The sequence below is a fragment of the Kaistella soli genome (genome assembly GCF_019038595.1).
GTDB lineage: Bacteria > Bacteroidota > Bacteroidia > Flavobacteriales > Weeksellaceae > Kaistella > Kaistella soli.
In genome coordinates, this window is record NZ_JAHOPF010000003.1 from 120,355 (window position 1) to 145,192 (window position 24,838).

21 protein-coding genes are annotated in these 24,838 nt (G+C 40.9%); 11 read left to right on the top strand and 10 right to left on the bottom strand.

Features of this window, described 5'->3' with window-relative positions:
• Positions 1-18: 18 nt before the first annotated feature.
• Positions 19-1,041: a ferrochelatase gene (hemH, locus tag KSK37_RS06410; RefSeq protein WP_217200224.1), complete on the bottom strand. Its 1,023-nt coding sequence runs from the start codon at positions 1,039-1,041 to the stop codon at positions 19-21.
• A gap of 72 nt (positions 1,042-1,113) precedes the next feature.
• Positions 1,114-1,992: a NifU family protein gene (locus KSK37_RS06415; RefSeq protein WP_217200226.1), complete on the bottom strand. Its 879-nt coding sequence runs from the start codon at positions 1,990-1,992 to the stop codon at positions 1,114-1,116.
• Positions 1,993-2,116: 124 nt separating this feature from the next.
• On the opposite strand from KSK37_RS06415, the gene KSK37_RS06420 reads away from it, so the two are divergent.
• The 3 genes from KSK37_RS06420 (at position 2,117) to KSK37_RS06430 (ending at position 4,208) form a co-directional block, all read left to right on the top strand.
• Positions 2,117-2,638 (top strand): gamma carbonic anhydrase family protein, encoded by a 522-nt coding sequence (locus tag KSK37_RS06420; RefSeq protein ID WP_217200228.1) that lies wholly within the window; start codon positions 2,117-2,119, stop codon positions 2,636-2,638.
• 72 nt (positions 2,639-2,710) lie between these two features.
• Positions 2,711-3,286, top strand: a complete 576-nt coding sequence (locus KSK37_RS06425) for a GNAT family N-acetyltransferase (protein ID WP_217200229.1) — start codon at positions 2,711-2,713, stop codon at positions 3,284-3,286.
• Positions 3,273-4,208: a YihY/virulence factor BrkB family protein gene (locus KSK37_RS06430; RefSeq protein WP_217200230.1), complete on the top strand. Its 936-nt coding sequence runs from the start codon at positions 3,273-3,275 to the stop codon at positions 4,206-4,208. Before KSK37_RS06425 ends, KSK37_RS06430 begins: the two co-directional genes overlap by 14 nt.
• On the opposite strand, the gene KSK37_RS06435 is transcribed toward KSK37_RS06430, so the two are convergent.
• Complete coding sequence (locus KSK37_RS06435) at positions 4,209-4,667, bottom strand: hypothetical protein (RefSeq protein ID WP_217200231.1); 459 nt, start codon at positions 4,665-4,667, stop codon at positions 4,209-4,211. It abuts the gene before it with no gap.
• A gap of 144 nt (positions 4,668-4,811) precedes the next feature.
• Between KSK37_RS06435 and KSK37_RS06440 the strand changes: the two genes are divergently transcribed.
• The gene (locus tag KSK37_RS06440; RefSeq protein WP_217200232.1) at positions 4,812-6,944 is read left to right on the top strand and encodes a helix-turn-helix domain-containing protein; all 2,133 of its coding nucleotides are present in this window, start codon (positions 4,812-4,814) and stop codon (positions 6,942-6,944) included.
• Positions 6,945-6,970: 26 nt separating this feature from the next.
• Here the strand turns inward: KSK37_RS06440 and lnt are convergent, their stop codons facing one another.
• The 7 genes from lnt to KSK37_RS06475 all read right to left on the bottom strand — a co-directional run bounded on the left by lnt (position 6,971) and on the right by KSK37_RS06475 (position 13,135).
• The gene (gene lnt / locus KSK37_RS06445) at positions 6,971-8,620 is read right to left on the bottom strand and encodes an apolipoprotein N-acyltransferase (protein ID WP_217200234.1); all 1,650 of its coding nucleotides are present in this window, start codon (positions 8,618-8,620) and stop codon (positions 6,971-6,973) included.
• A gap of 215 nt (positions 8,621-8,835) precedes the next feature.
• Positions 8,836-9,195 carry a dihydroneopterin aldolase gene (gene folB, locus KSK37_RS06450; protein ID WP_217200237.1) on the bottom strand — a complete coding sequence of 120 codons (360 nt, stop codon included), beginning with the start codon at positions 9,193-9,195 and terminating at the stop codon, positions 8,836-8,838.
• A 47-nt stretch (positions 9,196-9,242) separates the two neighbouring features.
• A complete protein-coding gene (gene nadA, locus KSK37_RS06455) occupies positions 9,243-10,262 on the bottom strand; it encodes a quinolinate synthase NadA (RefSeq protein ID WP_217200240.1) in 1,020 nt (339 codons plus the stop codon).
• Between the two features lie 51 nt (positions 10,263-10,313).
• The gene (locus tag KSK37_RS06460; protein WP_217200242.1) at positions 10,314-10,880 is read right to left on the bottom strand and encodes a pentapeptide repeat-containing protein; all 567 of its coding nucleotides are present in this window, start codon (positions 10,878-10,880) and stop codon (positions 10,314-10,316) included.
• 45 nt (positions 10,881-10,925) lie between these two features.
• Positions 10,926-11,660 (bottom strand): NAD(P)-binding domain-containing protein, encoded by a 735-nt coding sequence (locus tag KSK37_RS06465; protein WP_217200244.1) that lies wholly within the window; start codon positions 11,658-11,660, stop codon positions 10,926-10,928.
• Positions 11,657-12,220 (bottom strand): guanylate kinase, encoded by a 564-nt coding sequence (gene gmk, locus KSK37_RS06470; protein ID WP_217200246.1) that lies wholly within the window; start codon positions 12,218-12,220, stop codon positions 11,657-11,659. The genes KSK37_RS06465 and gmk overlap by 4 nt, the downstream gene beginning before the upstream one ends.
• Before the next feature lie 57 nt (positions 12,221-12,277).
• Complete coding sequence (locus KSK37_RS06475; RefSeq protein ID WP_088359595.1) at positions 12,278-13,135, bottom strand: YicC/YloC family endoribonuclease; 858 nt, start codon at positions 13,133-13,135, stop codon at positions 12,278-12,280.
• 130 nt (positions 13,136-13,265) lie between these two features.
• Between KSK37_RS06475 and KSK37_RS06480 the strand changes: the two genes are divergently transcribed.
• From KSK37_RS06480 to KSK37_RS14055, 7 genes are all read left to right on the top strand, one after another.
• Positions 13,266-14,318, top strand: coding sequence for a PASTA domain-containing protein (locus KSK37_RS06480; protein ID WP_088359596.1), 1,053 nt, complete (start codon positions 13,266-13,268; stop codon positions 14,316-14,318).
• A 59-nt stretch (positions 14,319-14,377) separates the two neighbouring features.
• Positions 14,378-15,436: an RluA family pseudouridine synthase gene (locus tag KSK37_RS06485; protein WP_217200248.1), complete on the top strand. Its 1,059-nt coding sequence runs from the start codon at positions 14,378-14,380 to the stop codon at positions 15,434-15,436.
• Positions 15,437-15,483: 47 nt separating this feature from the next.
• The gene (locus KSK37_RS06490) at positions 15,484-16,434 is read left to right on the top strand and encodes a PorP/SprF family type IX secretion system membrane protein (protein ID WP_088359598.1); all 951 of its coding nucleotides are present in this window, start codon (positions 15,484-15,486) and stop codon (positions 16,432-16,434) included.
• Positions 16,435-16,537: 103 nt separating this feature from the next.
• Positions 16,538-17,665, top strand: a complete 1,128-nt coding sequence (hemW, locus tag KSK37_RS06495) for a radical SAM family heme chaperone HemW (RefSeq protein ID WP_217200250.1) — start codon at positions 16,538-16,540, stop codon at positions 17,663-17,665.
• A 138-nt stretch (positions 17,666-17,803) separates the two neighbouring features.
• Positions 17,804-19,393: a choice-of-anchor D domain-containing protein gene (locus tag KSK37_RS06500; RefSeq protein ID WP_217200252.1), complete on the top strand. Its 1,590-nt coding sequence runs from the start codon at positions 17,804-17,806 to the stop codon at positions 19,391-19,393.
• On the top strand, positions 19,369-21,822 hold the full coding sequence (locus KSK37_RS14170) for a T9SS type A sorting domain-containing protein (protein ID WP_217200254.1): 2,454 nt from the start codon (positions 19,369-19,371) through the stop codon (positions 21,820-21,822). The genes KSK37_RS06500 and KSK37_RS14170 overlap by 25 nt, the downstream gene beginning before the upstream one ends.
• 1,101 nt (positions 21,823-22,923) lie before the next feature.
• Positions 22,924-24,456 (top strand): immunoglobulin domain-containing protein, encoded by a 1,533-nt coding sequence (locus KSK37_RS14055; RefSeq protein WP_246566269.1) that lies wholly within the window; start codon positions 22,924-22,926, stop codon positions 24,454-24,456.
• The last annotated feature ends 382 nt before the right edge of the window (positions 24,457-24,838 follow it).

A 24,838-nucleotide genomic window follows, 5' to 3' on the forward strand; every position in this document is an offset into this window, starting at 1 on the left:
AGAAAAAATACTTCATTGTTACACCAGATAAAACTCACCCAGTTTTTCTTCGCAAAGCGTCTTCACTACTTCGATCCAGCGGTCTTCATCATTCAGACACGGGATGTAATGGAAATTTTCGCCACCTGCGTGAAGGAATTCTTCTTTTCCTTCCACGGAGATTTCTTCCAGAGTTTCCAGGCAGTCGGATACAAAAGCCGGACAAACAATGGCAAGGTTTTTCACGCCTTTTTTTGGTAAGTTTTCTAAAGTTTCATCGGTGTAAGGCTCCATCCATTTGTCTTTTCCCAAACGTGACTGAAAAGAAACTACCGTTTTTTCTTTCGGAATATTTAATTTTGTGATCACCATTTCTGTGGTTTTAAAACACTGGTGACGGTAACAGAACTGATGACTCGGATTGCTTTCACGGGAACAGCAGTCGTTCAGATTACAGGTTTTCGTGGGATCAGTCTTATAAATATGTCTTTCCGGAACGCCATGGTAGGAGAACTGCAGCGCATCAAAATTTTCAGGAAGTTTCTCGCGGATGCTTTCCGTTAAGCAGTCGATATAAATTTCCCGGTTATAAAAAGGCTGAACGTAATTGATTTTAATATTGGGAAAGAATTTTTTTCGCACTTCCTCCGCTTTGTCCACTACTGTTTCCGTGGTGCTCATCGCATACTGCGGATACAGTGGGAAAAGGACAATCTCTGTAACGCCCTGTTCTGTCAGTTTTCGGATTCCGGTTTCAATGCTTGGTTCCGCATATCTCATCCCGATTTCTACCGGAACATCAACCAGCTTCTGTAATTTTTTCTGAATCTGTTGGGTAATAACAATTAATGGGGAACCTTCGTCCGTCCAGACAGTTTTGTACGCTGCTGCCGATTTCGGCGGACGTGTGTTCAGAATGATGCCCTGTACCAGAAGCGAACGGAAAAACCATCGGTAATCGATCACTTTCTCGTCCATCAGAAATTCGTCGAGATATTCTTTAACGTCTTTAACTTCGGTAGATTTAGGCGAGCCGAGATTGACTAATAAAATTCCTTTCATAAAATATAAGTAATGAGTAATAAGAAATGAGTAATTTTTATTGCTGACCGCTCATTACCCATTGCTCATGTTTTATCCGTTGACCGCTTCTACATTTTCCACCAATTCCGGAACGAACTGTTTCAGTACGTTTTCGATGCCGCCTTTTAAGGTTGCTGTCGAACTTGGACATCCTGAACATGCGCCCTGTAAGAGCATTTTGGCTGTTTTTGTTTCCGAAATATACTCAATCAAAGAGATTTTTCCGCCATCGCCTTCTACCGCGGGAGCAACATATTCATTTAAAATATCGGAAATTTTCTGTTCTGTTTCAGTGTACTCTCTGTTGATGATGTTTTCAACCGGACTTTCGTGTTTCTGAGGCGTAAGATTTGAGATTTTCCCTCCATTCTGAAGATATTCTGCAATAAATGCGCGAACTGCGACCATCACTTCATGCCATTCAACAGAAACATTTTTCGTTACGGCTACGAAATTATCAGAAATGAAAACTTCTTTGGCAAAATCAAATTCATTGAAAATTGCCTGCGCTAAAGGAACCTCAGTAGCTTCATCGCGCGATTTTACTTCCACAAAACCGTCGATTAAAAGCTTGCTCGAAACAAATTTCATTACCATCGGATTGGGAGTCATTTCCGCATAAATCAGATACATTTCCTTTTTTTTCTGGAGATAAATTCTGGGGTTGGCCAGCAGCTCGTCTTCAATTACATTTTTTAGACTTTCGGTCACAAATTCCCATTCTACCGTATCCTGCTTTGCTACAGCAATAAAGTTGGCAGTGATGAAAATTCTTTCCACGAAAGGATAATTAAAAAGTTCCTGCGCTAAAGGAATTTCTGAGATATCCGAAGTTCTGTCCAGCTCCAAAGACCCAGGAATAAGGTTGTAATCTGCTACAAACTTCATTACTTTAGGGTTTTCGGTGGGCTCTATCAATATTTGTCTCATTTTATTTCATTAAATTTGAATGGCAAAAATACGGATTATAAACCGGCTTTCAGAATTTGGAATTTAGATATTTTCAATTCGCAAAAAATCATTTATCAATCAACATTTCATCTAATTACAGATCATGGCTTTAATCAAACAACTTCTCGGAAAAACCCCACAAATCGGCGCAAACACTTATTTGGCTGAAACGGCAACCATTATAGGCGATGTAACGATGGGAACCGACTGCAGCATCTGGTATAATGCAGTTATCCGCGGTGATGTACATTACATCACAATGGGAAACAAAGTGAATGTACAGGACAATGCGATGCTTCACTGCACTTACGAAAAATTTCCGCTTGTCATCGGCAACAATGTTTCGATCGGTCATAACGCAATTGTTCACGGATGTACCATTAAAGATAATGTGCTGATCGGGATGGGCTCTATCGTCATGGATGACTGTGTGGTGGAAAGCAATTCAATTGTCGGTGCCGGTTCCGTAGTGACCCAGGGAACGCATATTAAGTCCGGAGAGGTTTGGGGCGGCATTCCTGCGAGGAAAATTAAAGATATTTCCTCCGAATTACTGGAAGGTGAGGTGGAAAGGATCGCTAATAACTATGTGAAATATTCCGGCTGGTATAAAGAAGGTGAGTAGGAGTGGTCCCTTTTTCCTATCCAAAAGATATTTTTTAGCAGAAAGCAATCTCTCAATTCCTTTTTAAATCCGATGCAGCATTTAATTATCCGAACAGAAAGACTTCTCCTCAGCCGGCCTACAGAAGCCGATTTGGATGATTTTGTACTGCAAATAAATTCAACCGGAGATTTTTCGAAGAATCTTTTCAATATTCCGTTTCCTTACCCCAAAGAAAACGCTGAAAACTGGCTGCAGCTTTGTAACGCTGGCATCGAAACCGGAGACTCTTTCCGCTTTGCCATCCGTGAAAAAGAAATCGGCAAATTAATAGGGACCATTGGTTTACATCTCAGTAAAGAACATCAAAAGGCGGAACTCGGTTACTGGCTCGGGACAGATTATTGGGGGAAAGGCTACCTCACCGAAGCTTTAAAGGCTGTGCTTCAATTCGGATTTGATCATGTTCAGCTCAATAAAATTTACGCTACCCATTTCGTTTATAATCCGGCTTCAGGAAAAGTCATGCAAAAAGTAGGAATGAAATTTGAAGGTCTACTGAAACAGGAATATTTTCATCAGGGAAAGTTCCTGGATGTGAACAGATATTCCGTTTTAAAGGAAGATTTCCAACCCGATATTTTGAAATTACAGCATGAACTACCTTAAATTTACATGGCAGCTTCTGAAAGATACTTTTCACGACTGGAATAATTCCTCAGCTTCAAAAGATTCAGCAAGCATTGCCTATTACGCCATATTTTCTTTGCCGGGGCTTTTAATTATCGTGATCTGGATCGCCGGATTTTTCTTTGGTGATGAAGCCGTGAAAGGTAGGATTACTTATCACGCAAGCGCAATTGCAGGAAAGGAAATTGCCGACAGTTTACAAACCATGATTTTAAGTGCCGTGTGGGACAACCAGAATATATGGATGAAAATTTTCGGGATTTTAACATTGATATTTGGGGCAACAACTTTATTTTTTCAGATGCAGCGCAGCTTAAATACGCTTTGGGATGTAGAAGCTGCGCCGAAGAAAGCATTCCAGAAATATATTTTAGACCGGGCCAATTCTCTCGGGATGATTCTCATTATTTCTTTTTTACTCCTCACCAGTTTGCTGCTGTCCTCCATGCTTGGTTTAGCCAATGAGTGGATTACGCGTCATTTCGGACTTGAAACTTTTATTTTAGCGCAAATCATCAATTTTGTGGTAAGTTTTATAGTTGTTGTCGTTTTATTTGCAATGATGTTCAAAATTTTGCCTGACGTTCAAATTTCATGGAGATCCGTATGGATGGGCGCTTTCGTTACCGCACTGCTCTTTAATATCGGCAAATTTTTACTTGGGATTTATTTTGAACTTTCCAAACCGACTTCCATTTTCGGTGCTGCAGGTACAGTTATACTTTTGATGATGTGGGTTAATTATTCCTGTCAGCTTGTGTTTTTTGGTGCAGAGTTTACAAAAGTTTACGCCTACAAAATGGGGCATTTTATCAAGCCGTCACAACACGCCAAATGGAGTGCTGCAAAATTACTGAAAGATGCGCTTCACAAAGAAAACAGCAACCAAAGTGTCGGATAATTACTGGACTTCTGTAGCACCAGTGTTTTCAGTGACCAAAACCGCTTTTCCGTTTTCACATTTAATTCCGGAAGGAGGCATTACCATTGCACAGTCGGACATCAGATTATATTTTTTGTTGAATGCAGCCTGCATGGCTGTGAAATTCTGAATTTTCGGTAAAATTTCTCCTTCAAGTTTGTTAGGATAAGCGATATAAGAACTCGGTCCGCCGCAAGGTTTCGCACCAATCGCTGTAAACTTCCATTCTGTTGGATCGATGCATGGTTCCGCGGCAATAAGAAGATTTATTTCCTTAATTTTTTTACTCAGTTCGTCTCTGTCATTTTGCTGGGAAAGATTATTTTCCGGTTTCAGGGCAATATCTTTGGGAAGATTTTCGGCGCTTTCAGCAGATTTTTTAGATTTGCACGACGCAAGGGACAATAGAGCAAGACTAAGGACTAAAAGGTTTTTCATTTTTACTTTTACGGTTTTGGATGCAAAAATATTGCCTTTTTTCTTAGTATTTTCATATTGTTGCTTTTTTTTGTTCCTCCCCGTAACAATTTTATCTTAATGATATATTGTTTAAAAATTAATGATTTTCTTTAAATTTGACTGATGAATGAATCTCTCTTCAATTTAGCCGAACATACCAACAGAAGTATTTTTCTCACCGGAAAAGCAGGAACCGGGAAAACTACTTTTCTGAATGATTTCGTGAGCAAAACCCGTAAAAAATACATCGTGGTTGCTCCTACAGGAATCGCTGCAATCAATGCGGGCGGCGTAACGATTCACTCGATGTTTGGACTTCCGTTGAGGACTTTTCTTCCCACGACAGAAAGGGTGGACAGTAATGTAGCCAACAATATCGCCGATCTGATGCATCATTTCAAGTACCGGAAAGACAAGCTGAAACTGCTGCGCGAAATTGAAATTATTATTATTGATGAGGTTTCCATGCTTCGCGCTGATGTTTTGGATATGATGGATTTTTCTCTTCGGCATGTACGCAGAAATCAGCAGAAATTTGGTGGGGTGCAGATGCTTTTTATTGGAGATTTGTATCAGTTGCCACCTGTTGTAAGAGACGAATATGTCCTTAAACAATATTATAATTCTCCTTTTTTCTTCGACAGCTACGCGGTGAAAGAATTACCGTTAATTACATTGGAATTAACAACCGTGTACCGCCAGAAAGATGAAAAGTTTCTGGAAATTCTGAATGAAATACGTGACGGTGAAATTGGCGACATCGATTTTGATACCCTAAACGAAAGATATATTCCGGATTTTGAGCCTACCGATGAACCTTATGTTTATCTGACTTCGCACAACCGAATGGCGGATGAAATCAATCAGAAAAAACTCGCTGAACTTCCCGGAAAACCTAAGTTTTACAATGCGGAAATTATCGGCAACTTTAATGAAAACCAGTATCCGAATGACGAAAGCCTGGAACTGAAAACCGGCGCGCAGATTATGTTCATCCGGAATGATGCAAGCGGAGAACGCCGTTATTTCAATGGAAAACTCGCGGAAGTAGTAGATGTGGATGATAAGGAAGTAAGCGTGATCATCGATGGTGAAGATGAGATTTATAAACTGAAAAAAGAAACCTGGGAACAGAAAAAATATTCTTTGGGTGAAGATAAAAGTATTCAGGAAGAAGTGCTGGGAAGTTTCAAACAGTATCCTATCCGTTTGGCCTGGGCGGTCACCATCCATAAATCTCAGGGTTTAACGTTTGACCGTCTCATCATTGACGCCGGAAAATCCTTCGCTTCCGGACAGGTGTACGTCGCACTTTCCCGCTGCAGAACTTTAGAAGGAATTGTCTTAAAATCTAAAATCACTCCCGAAGTAATTTTTTCTGACCGTAGAGTTGCAAAATTTCAGGACGAAACCCACGCAAATAACCGGATCGAGGAAATTCTGAATACTGAAAAATACGATTACAGCATTAAGAAAATCATCAACAGGCTCGACTGTAAATGGATTCTGCCGTCCCTGGAAATGTGGCACAATGCAGCAAAACACAGTAAAGTTCTGGACAAGGATAAAATTAAATTTCTTTACCAAAGCATAAGACCGGAAACGGAAAAATTCGCTGCGGTATTCGAGAAGTTTGATAAAATCATTCAGCAGAAGACCCATAAATTTATCAGCGGAAGTGAGGAATGGAGTGAGATTGAAACCAAGGCAAAAGGTGCGGTCAATTTCTTTTTTTCTAATGTAAATGCAAAAATTTTCAGTCCGTTAAAAGATTTTTATGCAGAAAGCAAAGGGGTAAAAGGACTGAAACAGTATAATGAAGATTTCCGGGTTTTCCTTGATGATCTGGAAGATTATCTGAATGATCTGAAAGACGTTCATTTGCTGGAAACGAAACTTTTCAATCCTGAAAATGATGTGAAAGTGACCACGAAAATCGCGAAAATTCCATCCCATATTCTTACTTTTCAGCTGTTTGAGGAAGGGAAAACTATTCCTGAGATCGCCAGAGACCGTGGTCTGGTAACAGAAACTATTTTCGGACATCTGGCTAAATTCGCTGAACAAGGCCTGCTGGATCTAACCAGAGTTTTCGATAAAGAAAAAATAAAAACTTTCGAAAAAGAGTTTAAGAAAAACAGCAGTCATGAAACCTTAACTGACTGGAAAAAAACACTTCCCAATGATTTTGAATTCAATGAAATCCGTTTGCTGCTGAATCATTTTAATCACAAAAAGGCGGAAAAGAGTAAATAAAACTCACTCAGATTCCGGAATGCGAATTAACTTTTTTTCTTCCTGTTCTGATATTTTTTGATCAGAGTATAAAATACCAGAAAGCCGAGAACGAAAATTGAAAGTCTTGACAATAAATCACCGGCTCTTGTGTAAAAAGTCATTTTATCATAGAGATTCACTTTTGCAAAAAGTGCCGTTTGGTCGCCATAAAGCGTGTCAGCAACTACATCCCCTTTCGCATCGATGTGTGCAGAGATTCCGCTGTTCGCTGATCTTGCAATTTCACGGCGGGTTTCGATCGCACGGAGTTTTGCGTACGCCATCAGCTGTTTATGTCCCTGCGTAACGCCCCACCAGGAGTCATTGGTCATGATACCGAGAAAGTTGGCTCCGTTTTTAACATATTCAGTAACGAACTCACCGTAAATACTCTCGTAGCAAATAATAGGAGCTATTTTCCCTTTATTGTAAGGATTGCTGAAAACCTTTCTTTCCTTATCGGTTCCGAGGGAAGCGATGGTTCCGCCAAGATTCAGCATTGCATCGCCCAAAAGTGGTTTCAAAACATTGATGTAAGGGAAGATTTCAACACCGGGAACCAGTTTTCCTTTGTGGTAAACCTGTACTTTTTGGTTCGGGATAATCTGGACCGCAGAATTGTAACTGTCCACATAGATTCCCTCCGAAGTCTGATAAGAGGATTCCGTTTTTTTACTGGCGTCAGGATAAAACTGATGTGACGAAATACCGGTGGTAAAGATCGATTTCGGATGTTTGCTTAGAAAATCTTTTACTGTATTCAGCAGCAGACTTTGCTCAAAACCGCTTTCCGAAATGGAACCGTAACCCGGAAGAGACGTTTCAGGGCCGATAAAATAATCGATCTGGTTGGGCTGGCTGATTTTTGGAGAATTCTGTTCCGCTAAAGTCAGCAGTTCATTTAAAATCGTTAAACTGTCTTTGGAGTATTTTTCGTTATAAGGATCAAGATCCGGCTGAAGCATTAAAACATTCACCGAACCAATGGGTTGTTCATCGAAATTCTGATATTTTATGGTAGAAATCAACATTGGAATTGCAATGGCTCCCACGAGAACCGCCGAGTTAATGATTAAAGATTTCCTTTTTCTGCCGGCTTCCCAAATTCTCAAAGTGTAAAAAGCGTAGACATTAATGAGTAAAATCCAGAAACTTCCGCCTGTCGCGCCCAAAGTGTCGTACCACTGGATGAGTTTTGGGTAATCAGCAAAAGCATTTCCGAGATTTAGCCAGGGCCAGGTAAATTCCCAGCTCATGTGGAATTTTTCGAAACCCATCCAGATGGCTACAAAAAACACCAGTCCGAAATAGGTTCCCTGCGCATTTTTGTACCAGTGATACAGCTGAAAAACGAATGAATAAAGGAGTGAATTAATGATGACAGGAATAACGACTGCCAGAAGTGAATGCGATCCGTCAGGGTTTTTGGATCCGTACAGCCAACCAGTAGTGACAATATTCCAGATGGCAAAACATATAAAAGAAAGTCCAAATATCAGACTTCCTTTATTTTTTATTCCCGAAAACTTCGAGATTTCGTGTTCCATCATCAGTAACGGAACAAATGCAAAAAATATAAAAAAGGGAATTCCGTAAGTGGGCCAGGAAATGCTTAACAGCATCGCAGAAATTAATGAAAGAGTAATATACTTCATCGGTGGGTTGTAACTTTTCAGCGTTTTTGATTTTTATTAAAAAGAATCTTCTGACGCAAATTTAACGAAAAATATTTGGGGAAAAAGATCTCCTCAGATTTTCAGCCCGGCGCAAGCGGGGAGCTGAAATGTGCAAATTCAACGCGAAGATGATTGCAAAAAGAGCAGGCTTTCGCCCGCTCCAAGTTATGTTTTGTTGAATCCGTTTATCGGTCTCAGAATTTCTTTTCAAAATAAACACTTACCCCATCCATTTCTCCCTGCATCGGCGGGCTGGTTTTGGTCATTTTTACGGAGATAAAAGTGATCTGCGGAAAAGTAATTTTAATTTTTGTCATCATTCTTCCTGCGGCATGTTCCATCAGTTTTGAAGGGATTTTCATTTCCTCATGAACAATTGTATTGATTTCCGCATAATTGATGGTGTCCTCCAGATGATCCGTTTCGGTGGCTTTCCATAAATCGGCGTGAATTTGAATATTCAGAATAAAGTAAGTTCCGATGATGGTTTCTTCGGGAAGAACGCCGTGGTAAGCGTAGATTTTTAGATTTTCAAGAAGGATTTTTGAATTCATGTTTTGAGGAGCGCTGTTAGGGCTTTAAGCCCTAACAGCGCTGGAGATTATTTTATTGTTTTACTCAGTTCCAGCATCGCTTCAATTGGTTTCAACGCTTTTAAACGGAGTTCTTCGTCGATTAAAATTTCCGGAAGTTCATATTTCATGCAGAGATAAAGTTTTTCCATCGTGTTTCTCTTCATGTAAAAACATTCGGAACAGTTACAGCTTTCGTCAAAAACCAGTGCCGGAATAAGTTCTTTGTGCGGTGCACGTTTTCTCATTTCGTGCAGAATTCCTTCTTCGGTCGCCACGATAAATTTCTGGCATTCGTCTTTTTCCACATAATTCAACAACGCAGAGGTAGAGCCGATGAAATGTGCCAGATCAAGAACGGCCGATTCGCTTTCAGGATGCGCAATCAATTTTGCATCCGGATTTTCTGCGAGTTGTTTCGCAATTCTTTCCATGGAAAAAGCTTCGTGAACGATACAGCTTCCGTCCCAGAGAATCATGTCGCGGCCGGTTTTTTTAGAAAGATATCTGCCTAAGTTTTTATCCGGGGCGAAAATAACCGGGCGGTCTTTCGGCAAGGCTTCGATAATAGTTTCCGCGTTGGAACTGGTTACGATAATATCAGATTCAGCCTTCGTTTCCGCGTTACAGTTGATGTACGTGGCAATTAAAGCATGAGGATGTTTTTCACGCATCGCGCGCAAACCTTCACCGCTGCAGCCGTCTGCAAGCGAACAGCCGGCCTGCGTATCAGGCAAAACTACTTTTTTAGTCGGATTAAGAATTTTCGCTGCTTCAGCCATGAAATGTACGCCGCAAAAGGCGATCATATCCGCATCGGTATCTTTTGCCTGTCTCGCCAACTGAAGGGAATCTCCAAGAAAATCAGCGATATCCTGAATTTCTGCAGGCTGATAATAATGGGCCAGAATCACGGCATTTTTTTCTTTCTTCAGTTCCAGAATGGCTTTTACCAATTCTTCACCCTGAGGAATAACGAGATCATCTATTTTTAAAAATCCTCTTACCGGAAGATTTGATTTTGCTTTATCTAATGTTTCTGTGCTCATTTCTGTGAATTTAAATAAGGGTTAAAATTAGTGATTTTTCGGCTAATTTTCTCAGGAAATCTCAATTCCCGAATGCATCAGTAATCCTGCAAGATTGTGTTGGGAAAATCTGGCTTTTTTCATGAAATTGTTTTCAGGAATGATGCTGAAATTCAAAGCTTCCCTAAAGTCTGCTTTTTCAAGATGAGTCCGGTCGAAAATACTTCCTGAAAGATCTGACTGGGTAAATTTGCTTTCCGTTAAATTCGCCTCAGTAAAATCGGTTTCACGCAGAATACAGTGATCGAAAACTGTTTTTCTGATGTCTTTCTGAAAGAAAACTGCATGTGAAAGGTTGGAGTTTTTAAAACTGAGACGCAGGCCAAAACCGTTGGCCTGTTCAAAATCAATGCCGACCATCTTACAGCTGTTAAACTCAACTTCCCGAAATGCGGTGTTTTCAATTTTAGCCAAACTCAGATCACAGTCGTTGAACACGCAGTTCAGAAAGGAAATTTCTGTAAGACGGCTTTCATAAAAAATGCAGCTGCTGAAAACGCAGTTGTCGTATTCACCGCTTTCCAGAGGTGTTTTAGTGAAATCTTTTTTGGTAAATGTTTCGTCGGAAATACTGATCATGAAAATAAATTACAGAATATTAATTTTAGCCGGTATCTTCAGTACTTACGGATTAAAAGATTTCGGATCCGGATGCAGAAAACTATAATTGAATTCCTGGATAAAAAGTTCGGAGGAAATAATCCTTTGCCTGGAATCATATGAATCAACAGTTTTTCCATCTACTCCATTTAAAATTTCTCCCATTGCAGGATGTTCCGGAGCAACAACATTGTAAATTCCGGAAGCTTTATCTGAGATAATCAGCAGTTCCACTATCGCTAAAATATCTTCGTAATGAATGTAATTGACGCGTTTTTCAGGATTGCTGACTTCTCTGTTTCTGAAGAAATTCTGAAGGGATCTTTCACTGCCCATTAGGCCGCCGAAACGGAGGATATTGGTTTGAGGATATTTCTCTCTGACCGTTTTTTCAGCCGCTGCAATATCCGGTCTTAAATTCGTGGTGTCTTTTTCAGAGAAAATTCTGTTTTCCTGAGGGTAAATTCCTGTGGAACTGAACAGAATTGTTTTAGGAAATGTGTTTGTCATGTTTTCAAATCCCTTAAACCAGCTGCTGTGGGAAATAGGCATGCTGAAAATGGCGACATCAGTATCATTTAAAAATTCAGCTCCTGAATCTTTGCTGAAATCCAGTAGATGTACTTCTGCCGCTACCGTTTTCAGCTCCTGAATTTTTTCCGGAGAGGTGGTGGTTGCTATGACATACTGGCCTTTACCGGTGAGATATTCCGCCAGTTTTTTTCCTACCCAGCCACAACCGATAATGGCAATTTTCATGCGCTCAAAAAGTTGTTCAGAAGTTGTTCAACAGAGGTTTTCGCCTCAGCCAGATCATTATTCACCACAATTTTATCAAACTGATCCTTAAAAGTCATTTCTTCGGATGCTTTTTCCACTCTTGTGCGGATGGTTTCGGAATCGTCTGTGGCGCGGGAAACCAGTCTACGTTCCAGTTCCTCAATCGACGGAGGCATGATAAAAATTGAAAGCGCCTGATCTCCGAAATATTTTTTCAGGGAAATTCCGCCTTTTACATCTACATCGAAAATCACGGTTTTTCCTGTGTTCCAGATTCTTTCAACCTCAGATTTCAGGGTTCCGTAATATTTGTCGGTATATACTTCTTCAAATTCTACAAAAGCGTCCTCAGCAATTTTCTGCCGGAACTCGTCGGGAGAAATGAAATGATAATCAGTGCCGTTTTTTTCGGTTCCGCGAGGATTTCTGGTGGTGCAGGAAACTGAAAATTCCAGCTGTGGAAATTTTTCCAGACAGTGTTTTACCAGGGTGGTTTTTCCGCTTCCGGAAGGTGCTGAAAAGATGATAACTTTGTTCATGAATCAATATTGAAAAATAATGTTTTTACGACGTGAGATTTTTTTCGGTCTCAACTTTTAAAGTACATTCAGCGTCTGTTCTTTAATTTTTTCGAGGTCGTCTTTCATCATTACTACCAGTTTCTGTATTTCCGCGTGGTTGGCTTTAGAACCTAATGTATTGATTTCGCGACCTATTTCCTGGGAAATGAAACCCAGTTTTTTTCCGTTGAAATCTTCGTTTTTCATCACTTCTGCATAATATTTCAGGTGTTGGGTCAGCCTCACCTTTTCTTCAGAAATATCTAATTTCTCGGTGAAATAAGCCATTTCCTGATAAAAACGGGTCTCATCAATATTATCGAATTCGTTCAGCGTGCTGCGGTATTTTTCTTTAATGGCGTCCAGGCGGATGCCTTCGTAGGGAGCCACCATTCCAAGGTAAGTTTCAATGTTGTGAATGTTGCGTTTCAGCTCTTCATGAAGATTATCACCTTCTGTTTTTCGGAAATTATTGAATTTTGAAAGTGCATCCTTTAATAACCCGGTCAACAAAAACCATTCGTTTTCGTTGAGTTCATCAGGTCTTGTAGAAATAGCTTCGGGCATTCTGATGGCCATTTTCAGGTATTCGAAGTCTGGACCGTCGCCGGAAATTTTCTTCAGTTCATCGATGTAAGATTTTACCAGCTCGTGATTGATGTTCACATCATTGGAATCGTCGAGGGTTTCCAGATTGATGTAACAGTCGACTTTTCCGCGGAGAATGCTGTCGCTCAGCATTTTTCTGATTTCGAATTCCTTTTCTTTATACCGTAAAGGCATTTTGATGTTCAGGTCAAAAGATTTGCTGTTTAAAGATTTGATGTCGACGGTAATTTTTTTACCTTCAAAAACACCTTCGCTTCTTCCGAAGCCTGTCATGGATAAAATCATGGATTTGCTTTAGCAGACAAAGGTAAATATTTCAAAACTTTTATGATTAAAAATTTGCAGGCAAAAAAATCAGGAAGTTCAGAAAAGATTATTTTATATATTTGCATCTATATATTAAAGATTTAAAAATATGCCTAAATCGCTTTTCCACTGGAAAGTCCTAGTAAATATTCTTCTGGCTGCAGCCGTTTTCACGGGATTAGTTTGGCTTACTTTCCGTTGGTTAGAGATTCATACGAATCACGGCAAAGAAATTCCTGTACCCAATGTGATGAACAAGTCGGTGCATGACGCCATCAGAATCCTGGATGATGCAGGACTCGATTATGAAGTGGACAGTTTCAAATACGATCCTAAATACAGACCTTTTCAGGTATTACAGATTTATCCCTCACCAGGTTCAAGGGTGAAGGACGGAAGAACTATTATTTTAAAAGTGAATCCTAAATCTTACGCACAGGTTTCCGTTCCTGATGTTCTGGACCGATATAAAGGTCTTGCTTTCCGTCAGCTGGAACAGGTTGGATTAAAAGTAGGAGACACCATTTATGAGCCGAGTATCCAGAGAGATGCTGTTTTAAGAATGCTCTATAACGGAACTTCGCTGAAGCCGGGTACGCTGTTGCCGAGGTTTTCCACCATTGATCTTGTGATTGGCGCAGGTCCGAAAAGAAATATATCCGTTCCCAATTTGGTGGGATTAACGGTTCAGGAAGCAAAAGCGATCATCGCACAGAATCTTTTTGAAGTAGGATTGATTGAGCATGAAGACGGAGGACAGGACGATTCGGATATTGTATATTATCAGGATCCGGCTTCGTTTGATGTCCGGGATCAGGGAATGCAGATCGATATTTGGGCAAGTAAGAAAACGCCGGCCGAAATGGGCGGAAAGATTTCACAGCTTAATTCCATGTACAGAATTAAAATTGACACTACTACGCCGCCAATTCGTTATGAAGCGCCGGTGTACAGAGAGCCTGCACCAAAAAAGACAGAGCCGAAACCTGAAACTCCGAAAACCGAAACTCCAAAAACTGAAGTTCCGAAACAGGAGGTTCCGAAAACGACGGGAGAACAAAAACCGAAAGCTCCGGTTAATACGTCCACAACTCCAAAAACTAATCCTTCCACGACTAAACCGGCAGAAAAACCAAAAGCCAAAAAAGTTATTGTAGAGTAGTTACTAATATAATAAAATCGATAAAGCTTCAGCAGAAAGTTGAAGCTTTTCTAAATAATATGTCCGAAGAAAACGAAGAATTTTTAGACGAAGAAGTACTGCATCAGGAAATCAATGATGAAGAATCATCCGGTTTATACGAACACCTCAACATCACAGTAGACAAAAACCAGGAGCCATTGCGGATTGATAAGTTTCTGCTGATATTCAGACAAAATTCGTCACGGAATAAGATTTCCCAAACCTGCCGTGCCGGAAACGTTGTAGTAAACGGCGTCCCGGTAAAACAGAACTACCGCGTAAAACCCGGCGATCAGATTTCTGTACTTTTAACGCATCCGCCGAGACAGAACATCATCATTCCGCAGGATATCCCGATCAATATTGTATATGAAGACGATGATGTAGTGGTAGTGGACAAAGCTGCCGGAATGGTCGTTCATCCCGGTCACGGGAATTATCACAGTACGTTGGTGAATGCTTTGGCTTTTCATTTCGAAAAAAACGGGCAGAAATCGGATCTGGACAGGGTTGGTCTGGTGCACCGTATTGATAAAGACACTTCGGGACTTCTGGTCATTGCCAAAAATGAATATGCGCTGAGTTTTCTCGCCAAGCAGTTTTTTGAAAGAAAAACAAAAAGGCTGTACTGGGCATTTGTATGGGGCAATGTTCCCAATGAAGAAGGGACGATCACCGGACATATCGGAAGACACCTGAAAAACCGCATGCAGATGACGGTTTTTGAAGACGGAAGCCTAGGAAAACATGCTGTAACGCATTACAAAGTTATCGAACGCTTTAGATATATCACCTGGGTGGAATGTAAGCTGGAAACAGGGAGAACCCATCAGATCCGCGCGCATTTCAAACATATCGGTCACACGCTTTTTAATGATGAAAGATACGAAGGTAACCATATTTTAAAAGGCGTTAACCTGCCGAAATATAAACAGTTCGTTAAGAATGTTTTCGAGGTTTTGCCTCGTCATGCCCTTCATGCACACACTTTAGGATTTATTCACCCTACGACAAAAAAGGAAATGTATTTCGAAAGTCCGATGCCGGCAGATATGGAGGAAGCGGTAAAAAGATGGAGGAATTATTTAGAGCAGTAATTCCAAAAAAAGTTTTTTTATATTTGTAAAAATTCACGTAACCAATTATGAGAAAAATATATACGTTATTTTTCGTTTTACTTTCTTTCGGCCTTTATAAAAGCCAGGAAACACTGCCTTATTATCAGCAGTACCTGCTTGAAGGTGATTTTCTCTTCAACCCGGCCCAGTATGGTAAAACAGATAATGTGGTGTTGAATTTGAATTACCAGAAACAGTTTTCACAGTTCAGTGAGTCGCCCAATGTGCAGTCTATCGGTTTGCATGCGAATATTTTCGACAGGGTAGGAGCCGGATTGTCTTTTTTCAAGGATCAGAACGGGCCCATTTCCTCCAACGGAATTTCCGGAGGTGCTTCTTATTTTATTCCGATTGATGATGACGGTGAAAGAAAAAGCCAGTTTTCCTTTGGAACCAATGTGAATTTTTACAATATGCATATCGATCTGGCCAAGCTCAGCCCACAGGATCCGGGTGATCCTACACTGGCTTCCGATGCTAACAGCCTTTTTTTGGTATATGCAAATCTTGGGATGGCGGTAACCTACCGTAATTTTTCCGCAGGAGTTTCAGTAAATGATATTGCACTGACCAATGATATCCCAATCGTCAACGGAATTGAGCCGGAGCCTACCAAATTCAATATCAATGCAGGATATGATTTTTATCTGAACGATCAGTTTTATGTTTCGCCTTCGGTATTAATGAATTTCAGCACCAATTCTTCCAGAATTACCGACATGAATCTGATGGCAACACTATTGGGTGATGAGAGTTCATTTTCGGCCGGAGCCAGCTTCAGAACTTCAAAAAACCGGTTCGGAAGCCAGAATTTAGGAATTTCGCCAATTGTAAAAGCTACTGTCAGCAATTTCTTTTTCGGGGCAAGTTATAATTTCGGTCTTTCCGATATTCAGCAATATGCCGGAAGCAGTTTTATGCTGAGTGTGGGTTATAACTTTGAAAACTTCATCAATACCAGAGGTTACCGGTATTAGAATTTCCGGGTGCTGGATGTCACATTTTGAAGTTTGAAGTCTCAAAAATTCACTATTGACCATTCACCTGTATCTTTGTACTTTTTTCTCTGGATTCTGACTCATGATTTATCTTCACATTCCTTTCTGCAAGCAGAAATGCAGTTACTGCAATTTCCATTTTTCCACTTCTTTGAATTTTAAGGAAGAAATGATTGCTGCTTTAAAGAAAGAAATTTTTCTGCGCAGAGACGAACTTGAAAGTAAAAATTTAAAATCGCTTTATTTTGGGGGCGGAACGCCGTCGATTCTTAAAGTTGACGAACTGAAATCAATTATTGATGAGGTTCTTAAATATTTTTCTTTTGATCCGGATATCGAAATCACGCTCGAAGCCAATCCTGATGATCTTGATAAAATGTTTCTGAAAGAACTGGCTCAAACGCCGTTTAACCGGCTTTCCATCGGTACCCAAAGTTTTTTCAACGAAGATTTACTGCTGATGAACCGCGCGCATAATGCCGGTGAAGCAGAGTCGTCGATCAAGCGGGCGCAGGATTTCGGTTTCGAGAATATCAGTATTGATTTAATTTACGGTTCGCCGACTTCCGGCATGGAAATCTGGAAAGAAAACCTCAATAAAACCATCGAACTCCAGGTTCCGCATATTTCTTCTTACGCTTTGACGGTGGAGCCAAAAACTGCTTTAAACCAGTGGATTAGACAAAATAAAGTTCCTGCACCCAAAGAAGCGGAGCAGAATAAAGAGTTTTATTATATGTCAGAATTTCTGAAAGATCATGGTTTTGAGCATTATGAAATCTCCAATTTCGCCAAGCCTGGTTTTCATTCCAGGCACAACGCTGCGTACTGGAATTACCGTGAATATCTTGGGATCGGTCCGTCCGCACATTCTTACAACGGACGAAATGAAAGAAGCTGGAATAGCGCGAACAATAAACTGTATATCAATTCATTGAGTCAACATGTTTCAGCGAAAGAAACTGAAATTCTTACGGAAAAAGATCAGTTCAATGAAATGCTCATGATTGGTTTAAGGACGGTCTGGGGTGTTGATCTGGTCCGACTAAATGAACTGTTCAGTGATGAAATTCTGGATTATTTTAAGAGAGAAATAAAAAGTAAAATGGAGGACGGAGTTTTATTCATTGAAAACGAACATCTTAAAATTCCAGAAAAACATTGGTTTCTTGCCGACGGCATAGCCTCGGATCTTTTTATCGTTGAATAAATAAAACATTTTCATATTTTTTTACCAATGCTGTACAGCCTTTGGTGTTAAATCCGTGCAGGAAATTCCCGTTTTTACGGAAAACCGTTCTTAGGGTTATGGTGTTTTTTTATTAATTTTGTTTTCAAACACAAAAGCATGAAAAAATATTTACCTTATTTTTATCGCATTCCTGTGCTCTTTATTCTGCTTTTTTCTTTGAACGCAAGGGGTCAGGGTTCGGAAACTTTTCAAACACAGACGGCTTTAACATCAAACTATTTAAACGGTTCATTTAGTGGTGAAACATCAGGTGTAACTGTAAATTTCATCCATTCCAGAAATGAAGGATTTGCATCTGTTGATGATTATTCTATCAATGGAAAAGGATTGATGTTGCGGCGGGCTGATGAACCCAGTTCAGTGGAATTTAAAATTCCCAATGGAGTTGGAATTTTCAGTTTTAAGTACCGAAAAGCATTTACCGGAAATGTTAACAGAGTCTTGGCTGTACAGGTTGACGGGATGGAGGCAGCACTTACTTCTAGTTTTGGGGCTGGTTCGGGAGCAGATGCAACTGTATATAATTTCTCCGTCACTGTCAATAAACCAGGGTTAGTGTCGGTGAAAATTACCTATCCTATTGGAACGGCTAACGGCAACAGGCAGGTGACTGTTGATGATGTAAACTGGACTGGCTTTAGCGGCACGGTTGAACCCAGAATAAATCTTCAGGGAAACGGAATCACCATTCCAAACGGTACCGTGACCACTTCCATCGCTGACGGTACAGATTTCGGGGCAAATATTATTGCAGGAACTGATGTTGAGAAAACCTTTACCATTCAAAACCATGGCTCTGGTAATCTGATACTCAATACTGCTCCTTTTGTACAGCTTGCCGGTACAAGCGGATTTGGAATTTCTGCGCAGCCTGCAGCAGGTTCAATGGCGGGTTTTTCTTCTCAGACTTTTAAAATTAAATTTAACAGTACCGTTCCAGGTATTCATACCGAAACGGTAAGAATAGGCAGCAGCGATCCTCTGACTCCGATTTATAGTTTTAACGTCAGTGCTGTGGTGCTCAGTCCTTCCATTACATCCGATAAATCTGTCATGACGGGTTTTGCATATGCTTTTGGACAGGGACCATCCGGGAGACAGCCCTTTGTAGTGAATGGTAATAACCTTGCTGGCGATATCACGGTAACGGCCTCTGCCAATTGGGAAATTTCTACGAATTTAACATATGACGGCGCAAACGTATCTCCCTGGAATTCAGTTGTACTCAGTAAAACTGCGGGCAACACGGTAAACAACAGGCAAATATATGTTCGCTTAAAGGATGGACTTCAAGCAGGAGACTACACGGGAACGGTAACGCTTGCTTCCCTCAGTGCACCATCGGCTGTTATTAATCTGACTGGAAGTGTCACTGCAGGTATTGCTTTCATAAAAGTAACGGGGAACGGAACGGCAGTTGCTAACGGCAGTGCTTCGCCCAACGGACTGAACAATACTCTTTTCGCGTCCCAGAATTTAGGGAATTCTCAAACGAAACCGTTTGTCATTACCAACTCAGGTGGTGCTCCGCTGATCATTAATACACTCAGTATTTCTGCCGGAGATGCATCATCATTTACGATCCTCAATCCGCCGCTTACCGGCACTGTTCTTAACACCAATGAAACCGCCGGTTTTGATGTGAAGTTTTCCCCAATTCTGTGGGAACTAAAAATGCAACTGTAAGTATTGTGAACAGCGACCCTGATGACAATCCATATACTTTTGCCGTTCAGGGCGGGGCCACGTTCTGTTCGTCTCCCGGAGATCTTGTTATTGCAAAACAGGATTTTGAGACAGCTCCTGGAGTTCCTGTTCTGGCCTATACTCTGTTAAATATCGGAACTCCTGGGCCTAATACGGGTTTTTCTTCCGGAAACAGCGGAAACAACGCGGTGCCTAAAAACAATAATCTTTATTCTGAAGGAGCGAGAGGTTACCGTATTCAGGGAGGTGATCCCGGTTCTGTATTAACATCCGGCGTGCAGTTTAATTTTGAGGCTGTGGATACGTCAGCGTATACCGATCTTAAATTAACCTTGAAAGTGGCAGGTTATTCTATTGGAAGTACTACCAACGGGATGGACTGTAACGGAGCTGCCGGCGGTGACGTCTGCGTACCCAATGACCAAAAAAGTGATTTTGTGCTTGTAGAGATCAGCCCGGACGGAGGTGTAACCTGGTATCCGCAGGCAAAAGCAGTTGCAGGGGAAATCAATGTAGCATGGAGTTTCGGAAGCAAAGGAACTGCCCTTGGCTCTGGAAATTACACCACGGACAATAATCTCACGTATTTCAACTCGACCTCAGCGCTGCAGTACAGTGCCATTGTAATTAATAATCTTCCTTCGGTTCCACAACTCAAGGTCAGGATAACCGCACAGGATAATGCCTTAAATGAATCCTGGATCTTAGATGATATCCGGATTACCAGCACCGGTATCGTTCCAAAAGTATGGAACGGTGTTGCGTGGCTGCCGTCAGCGCCTACCAATACTGACAGAGCGGTAATTGATGGGGATTACATCACTGCAGATCACGGGGTTTTTAAGGTTTGTCAGTGTGAAGTGAAAAACGGCCGGAAACTTACCGTCAGCGAGAATACTGCAATAACCGTGACTGACGCGCTAAAGAATGACGGGCATATTCTGGTAGAAAGTAACGGCGGCCTGGTGCAGCTGAATGACGCGAATACCAATTCCGGTGCGGGTAGTTTTACAGCGGAACGAAAGATTAAACTTTCTGTCCCAGCCGCTCCACTTACAGACCGCAGCCAGTATAATTACCTCATTTCACCGGTGGCGGGATTTAATTTAAAAACCGGAATCTACAACGGAATTCCAGCACCGTATGTGCTCTATTATAATGAAAGCAATAATTATTTTTATGAATCCAGCGGCGCTTATATTCCAGGCAGAGCCTTGGCGGTTAAGGAGCCGGGTTTTGCGTCAGTGTCCGTTTCGGTTAATGAGGTTAAAGCAGTATTTAAAGGTGTTCCGGTTAACGGTACTTCTGCTGACGGCAGTGCGCTGGTTTATACTGCGGTGAACAGTAATCCAGGGGTTGAATCGCCGCAAGGCAGTTTACGGGGGTATCATTTGATAGGTAATCCGTATCCATCCAACATGGATTTGGTGACTTTCTACAACCAGAATGGGGGTCAGGCAGGCGGCATCAGTTCAAGCTTTTATTTTTGGGATAACACTGCGAACAATACTTATGTGCAGTATGGTTCAGGATACAGCGGTAATGCCTACGCACAGTATAATGCGGTAAGTCTCACCCCTACCAAAGCTACCGGTGAATCAGGGTTGGTCACCAGTAAAATTCCTACAAGGTATGTTGCGATGGGACAGGGATTTATGACGCGGGTTCTTGTTCCAGCCAAAACACTTACTTTCAGCAACAGTATCAGAAAGCCTGATGCAGCTACGGCTTTTTTTGGTAAGAATACAACCGAAATGGACCGGTTCTGGCTCAATATGATTACGCCTTCCAATATCGCTTCCAATATCGCTGTGGTATACTTTGAGGACGGGAACAGTGCATACGCTGCTGACGACTCACCACTGGTGGGAGGTTCAGATGCACTTTACAGCATCGCAGGAGAGGCAAAAGTGAGCATTAACGGAAGAAGTTCCTTTGTTTCAACTGATGTGGTGAAGTTAGGAACCAGGCATTTTGCAGCAGATCATTATACACTCGCTGTTGATCAGACCGAAGGTATTTTTTCGAGGGGACAGCAAATCTATCTGGCCGACAGAAAGACCGGTATTGTTACCAATTTGAGTGAAGGAAACTACACCTTTGCTGCGGAGTCCGGTGAAGACAGCAACCGTTTTGAAGTGATGTATGAACCGGAAACCACCTTAGTGACAGGCGGGCGACCAAAGGATCATCTGACGGTTTATCAAAACGGAAATGAAGTCGTACTGAATTCCGGAGATCAAAAAATTAATGGAGTTGAGGTATTTGACGCAGCCGGCAGATCAGTAGACCGGATAAAAACAAATGCCGCCAAAGTTTCAGTGAACAGCAGCCGGTGGAATGATGGAGTGTATCTTCTGTATATCACCCGCGGCAGCTCTGTTACAGTTCGGAAAGTAATGAAATAGCATGGCGATTTTACGAAGTCTCCGTATAATTTTGTCGAAATTTTTTTAAGGCTCTAGCGTGGGTATAATTTTTATTTATCAGAAAAATGGAGGATGCTCCGTTTTTTGCTCGGCTTCATTATTCCTCTTTTGTTTTAGATGGGTTTATAAATTTTATTTTTCACCCTATTTTTTAGGGTGTAGGAGGCAAAAAAAGGGTGTTTTAACGGTAGGTTAGTAGTTATTGATGTGTTAAATTTAATCATTAAAACACTTATTAAAGAGAATTAAATTCCTTAATAGAAGACTTAAATTAAAATTTATTTTTTGTGTTTTTTTTCAATATTTAAATAAAATTATTTTTTAAGTTGAGAAGACACAAAATGGTCAGGCATATTATAAAATTTTATGTCACCACCCGCAGGTTGACGCCCGAATCGCAAGTTCGTAATTAATTAATTGATTATTAGTATGTTGTTGTATTTGTTCGGAGGTGAGATTAGGTAATAAAGAGTAAATCTCATATTGAGATATTATCAAATCCGCAATGATTTTGCATATGGAGTGTAATTATTATGTTAAATGAGATATCGTGTCGGGATGTTATGCTGAAACTGGCTTAAAAAAATATGAATAATATATTCTTTTTATCGAAAAAATACTTAGTTTTGTTGTCTGATACTAAGAGGGTTGAAAAGAGTTTTCTCGCAAAGCACTGTCTGTTGCTTAAGCAAGGTTTATAACCGATGCAAATGATAAACTATTCTCTTCCCCATTATTAGCAGTTTAAGATAGTCACGGTGACGTGACGGGTTAAAAAATATAAGTGTAAGAAAATATATTACACTTCAAACACACACAAATGATGAAAAAAAATTACTTTCCCCAAAAGGGCAGGCATTCTGCCGTACGCTATTACAGAGCGGGTTATTACCTCTCTCCTCCTGTTTACAGCAATCTTTTTCGAAAGGAGTTTCTTTAACTCCCTGATATGACCATTTCGGAATCCGAATCATGGTAATATTTATCGTGCCTAAAATTCAGGTACTACAAGGATTGTAGGCTTGAGTGTTAGGGTGATGATCTACTGACAATTCAGACAAACCAAAAACACAAATAAAAATGAAAAAAATTAACATTTTAAGAAAGGCAGGGTTTCTTCTGTTCTTTTTCTTTTTCTCGCATCTCGCTATGGCCCAGGCAGTTGGTGATTACAAATCTGCTGGAACTGGAAACTGGACCAGTCTTTCAAGCTGGTTGTATTATGATGGATCGGTTTGGGCAACACCAAGCAGTGCGGTGGGATACCCCGGAGAAAAAACCACTCCTCTTACAAAAACGGTTACGATCCTTGCTACCAATACGATAACAGTCAGTGCTGCTCTCTCCGTAAGTATAGGTGATTTATATGTTGAAGGGAAATTAGTTTTAATGAATAATTTTACTCTTAAGACCAGAACGCCTTTTCCCAATCTAATTATTAACGATGGAACAATATATTTTGCAAAAAATGCTGAATTTACTTTGCCATCGGGAGCTAATATTAGTATTTCTATTACCGATTCTACGACGCAAGGTCTACAAATGGTCGACCCTAACGATAATACTGCGTGCACTGGGCAAACCGGAATAAGTATCGGAAATAAAAAGTTTTCAATGTGCCAAGGTACCGGAACGGCAGGAACTTTTGGCCAAGTTAATGAAGCAGCAGCAAGTGGTATTGCAGTAGCCAATGCGGAGCAAACGCAGATATGCGCAGGAAGTTATGTTAAACTTATTGGAAGTAAAATTGGTAACGCTACAGTAACCAATATTAAATGGTTGCAGTTTGCAGGTCCTACCACGGTAGTCATGCCTGCTACACCGCAAAGTCTTCCTTCTGAAGTAACTGTCGGACCTCTTAGTGCAGGTACTTATACCTTTGAATTTAGTTTTGTGATAGCAAATAAGACATTCAGTGACAATATAACCATTAGCGTAAATCCTGTTTCAGTAGCAGGAACTGTTTCAGCTAATCAATCTATTTGTTCGGGTACCGCTGCAACTGTTAGCTTGACAGGTAATGTAGGAGCTATACAATGGCAGCAATCTTCCGACGGCAGTACCGGCTGGACAGACATTCCTGGCGCAACTTCAGCAAGTTACATGACGTCGAACTTAACTGCAACGACCTATTACCATGCTGTGGTTAAAAGCGGAGACTGCTCTTCGGTCACAACATCTTCGGTTACAGTAAATGTAAATCCTGCATCAGTAGCAGGAACTATTTCTGCTGATCAATCTATTTGTTCGGGTACCGCTGCAACTATTAGCTTGACCGGCACTGTGGGTACGGTACAATGGCAGCAATCTGCCGACGGAACATCAAATTGGACGAATGTTACAGGAGGGTCAGGTGGCACGTCAAATAATTATACTACACCCAACTTAACCGCCAATGTTTTTTATAGAGCGGTTGTTACGAGTGGGCTTTGTTCTTCTGCAACTTCTTTACGTATAAAAGTAACAGTGTTACCAATAAATACCGTAAGCTTAAGTTCTGTTGCTGGTACAGATTCGCGCAAACAGTATGTATCAATACACCGATTACTTCTATTACGTATACGACAACGGGAGCAACCGGTGCATCTTTCGCTGGTTTACCAACTGGTGTAACAGGTTCTTGGTCTGGCAATGTTGTTACCATAAGCGGTACTCCTTCAACAGCAGGGGGAACATATACCATAACCTTAATGGGAGGCTGTGGAAGTGTTACGAAAACCGGAACAATCACAGTTACTCCTGTCAAGACCATAGCTTTAATTTCTGTTGCTGGTACAGATTCGCAAACAGTATGTATCAATACACCGATTACTTCTATTACGTATACGACAACGGGAGCAACCGGTGCATCTTTCGCTGGTTTACCAACTGGTGTAACAGGTTCTTGGTCTGGCAATGTTGTTACCATAAGTGGTACTCCTTCAACAGCAGGAGGAACATATACTATAACCTTAATGGGAGGCTGCGGAAGTATGAATGCAACCGGAACCATAAC

Bases quoted from the DNA above. Each gene is read 5' to 3' on its own strand.
- hemH (WP_217200224.1), bottom strand. From the start codon at position 1,041: ATGAAAGGAATTTTATTAGTCAATCTCGGCTCGCCTAAATCTACCGAA.
- KSK37_RS06415 (WP_217200226.1), bottom strand. From the start codon at position 1,992: ATGAGACAAATATTGATAGAGCCCACCGAAAACCCTAAAGTAATGAAG.
- KSK37_RS06420 (WP_217200228.1), top strand. From the start codon at position 2,117: ATGGCTTTAATCAAACAACTTCTCGGAAAAACCCCACAAATCGGCGCA.
- KSK37_RS06425 (WP_217200229.1), top strand. From the start codon at position 2,711: ATGCAGCATTTAATTATCCGAACAGAAAGACTTCTCCTCAGCCGGCCT.
- KSK37_RS06430 (WP_217200230.1), top strand. From the start codon at position 3,273: ATGAACTACCTTAAATTTACATGGCAGCTTCTGAAAGATACTTTTCAC.
- KSK37_RS06435 (WP_217200231.1), bottom strand. From the start codon at position 4,667: ATGAAAAACCTTTTAGTCCTTAGTCTTGCTCTATTGTCCCTTGCGTCG.
- KSK37_RS06440 (WP_217200232.1), top strand. From the start codon at position 4,812: ATGAATGAATCTCTCTTCAATTTAGCCGAACATACCAACAGAAGTATT.
- lnt (WP_217200234.1), bottom strand. From the start codon at position 8,620: ATGAAGTATATTACTCTTTCATTAATTTCTGCGATGCTGTTAAGCATT.
- folB (WP_217200237.1), bottom strand. From the start codon at position 9,195: ATGAATTCAAAAATCCTTCTTGAAAATCTAAAAATCTACGCTTACCAC.
- nadA (WP_217200240.1), bottom strand. From the start codon at position 10,262: ATGAGCACAGAAACATTAGATAAAGCAAAATCAAATCTTCCGGTAAGA.
- KSK37_RS06460 (WP_217200242.1), bottom strand. From the start codon at position 10,880: ATGATCAGTATTTCCGACGAAACATTTACCAAAAAAGATTTCACTAAA.
- KSK37_RS06465 (WP_217200244.1), bottom strand. From the start codon at position 11,660: ATGAAAATTGCCATTATCGGTTGTGGCTGGGTAGGAAAAAAACTGGCG.
- gmk (WP_217200246.1), bottom strand. From the start codon at position 12,220: ATGAACAAAGTTATCATCTTTTCAGCACCTTCCGGAAGCGGAAAAACC.
- KSK37_RS06475 (WP_088359595.1), bottom strand. From the start codon at position 13,135: ATGATTTTATCCATGACAGGCTTCGGAAGAAGCGAAGGTGTTTTTGAA.
- KSK37_RS06480 (WP_088359596.1), top strand. From the start codon at position 13,266: ATGCCTAAATCGCTTTTCCACTGGAAAGTCCTAGTAAATATTCTTCTG.
- KSK37_RS06485 (WP_217200248.1), top strand. From the start codon at position 14,378: ATGTCCGAAGAAAACGAAGAATTTTTAGACGAAGAAGTACTGCATCAG.
- KSK37_RS06490 (WP_088359598.1), top strand. From the start codon at position 15,484: ATGAGAAAAATATATACGTTATTTTTCGTTTTACTTTCTTTCGGCCTT.
- hemW (WP_217200250.1), top strand. From the start codon at position 16,538: ATGATTTATCTTCACATTCCTTTCTGCAAGCAGAAATGCAGTTACTGC.
- KSK37_RS06500 (WP_217200252.1), top strand. From the start codon at position 17,804: ATGAAAAAATATTTACCTTATTTTTATCGCATTCCTGTGCTCTTTATT.
- KSK37_RS14055 (WP_246566269.1), top strand. From the start codon at position 22,924: ATGAAAAAAATTAACATTTTAAGAAAGGCAGGGTTTCTTCTGTTCTTT.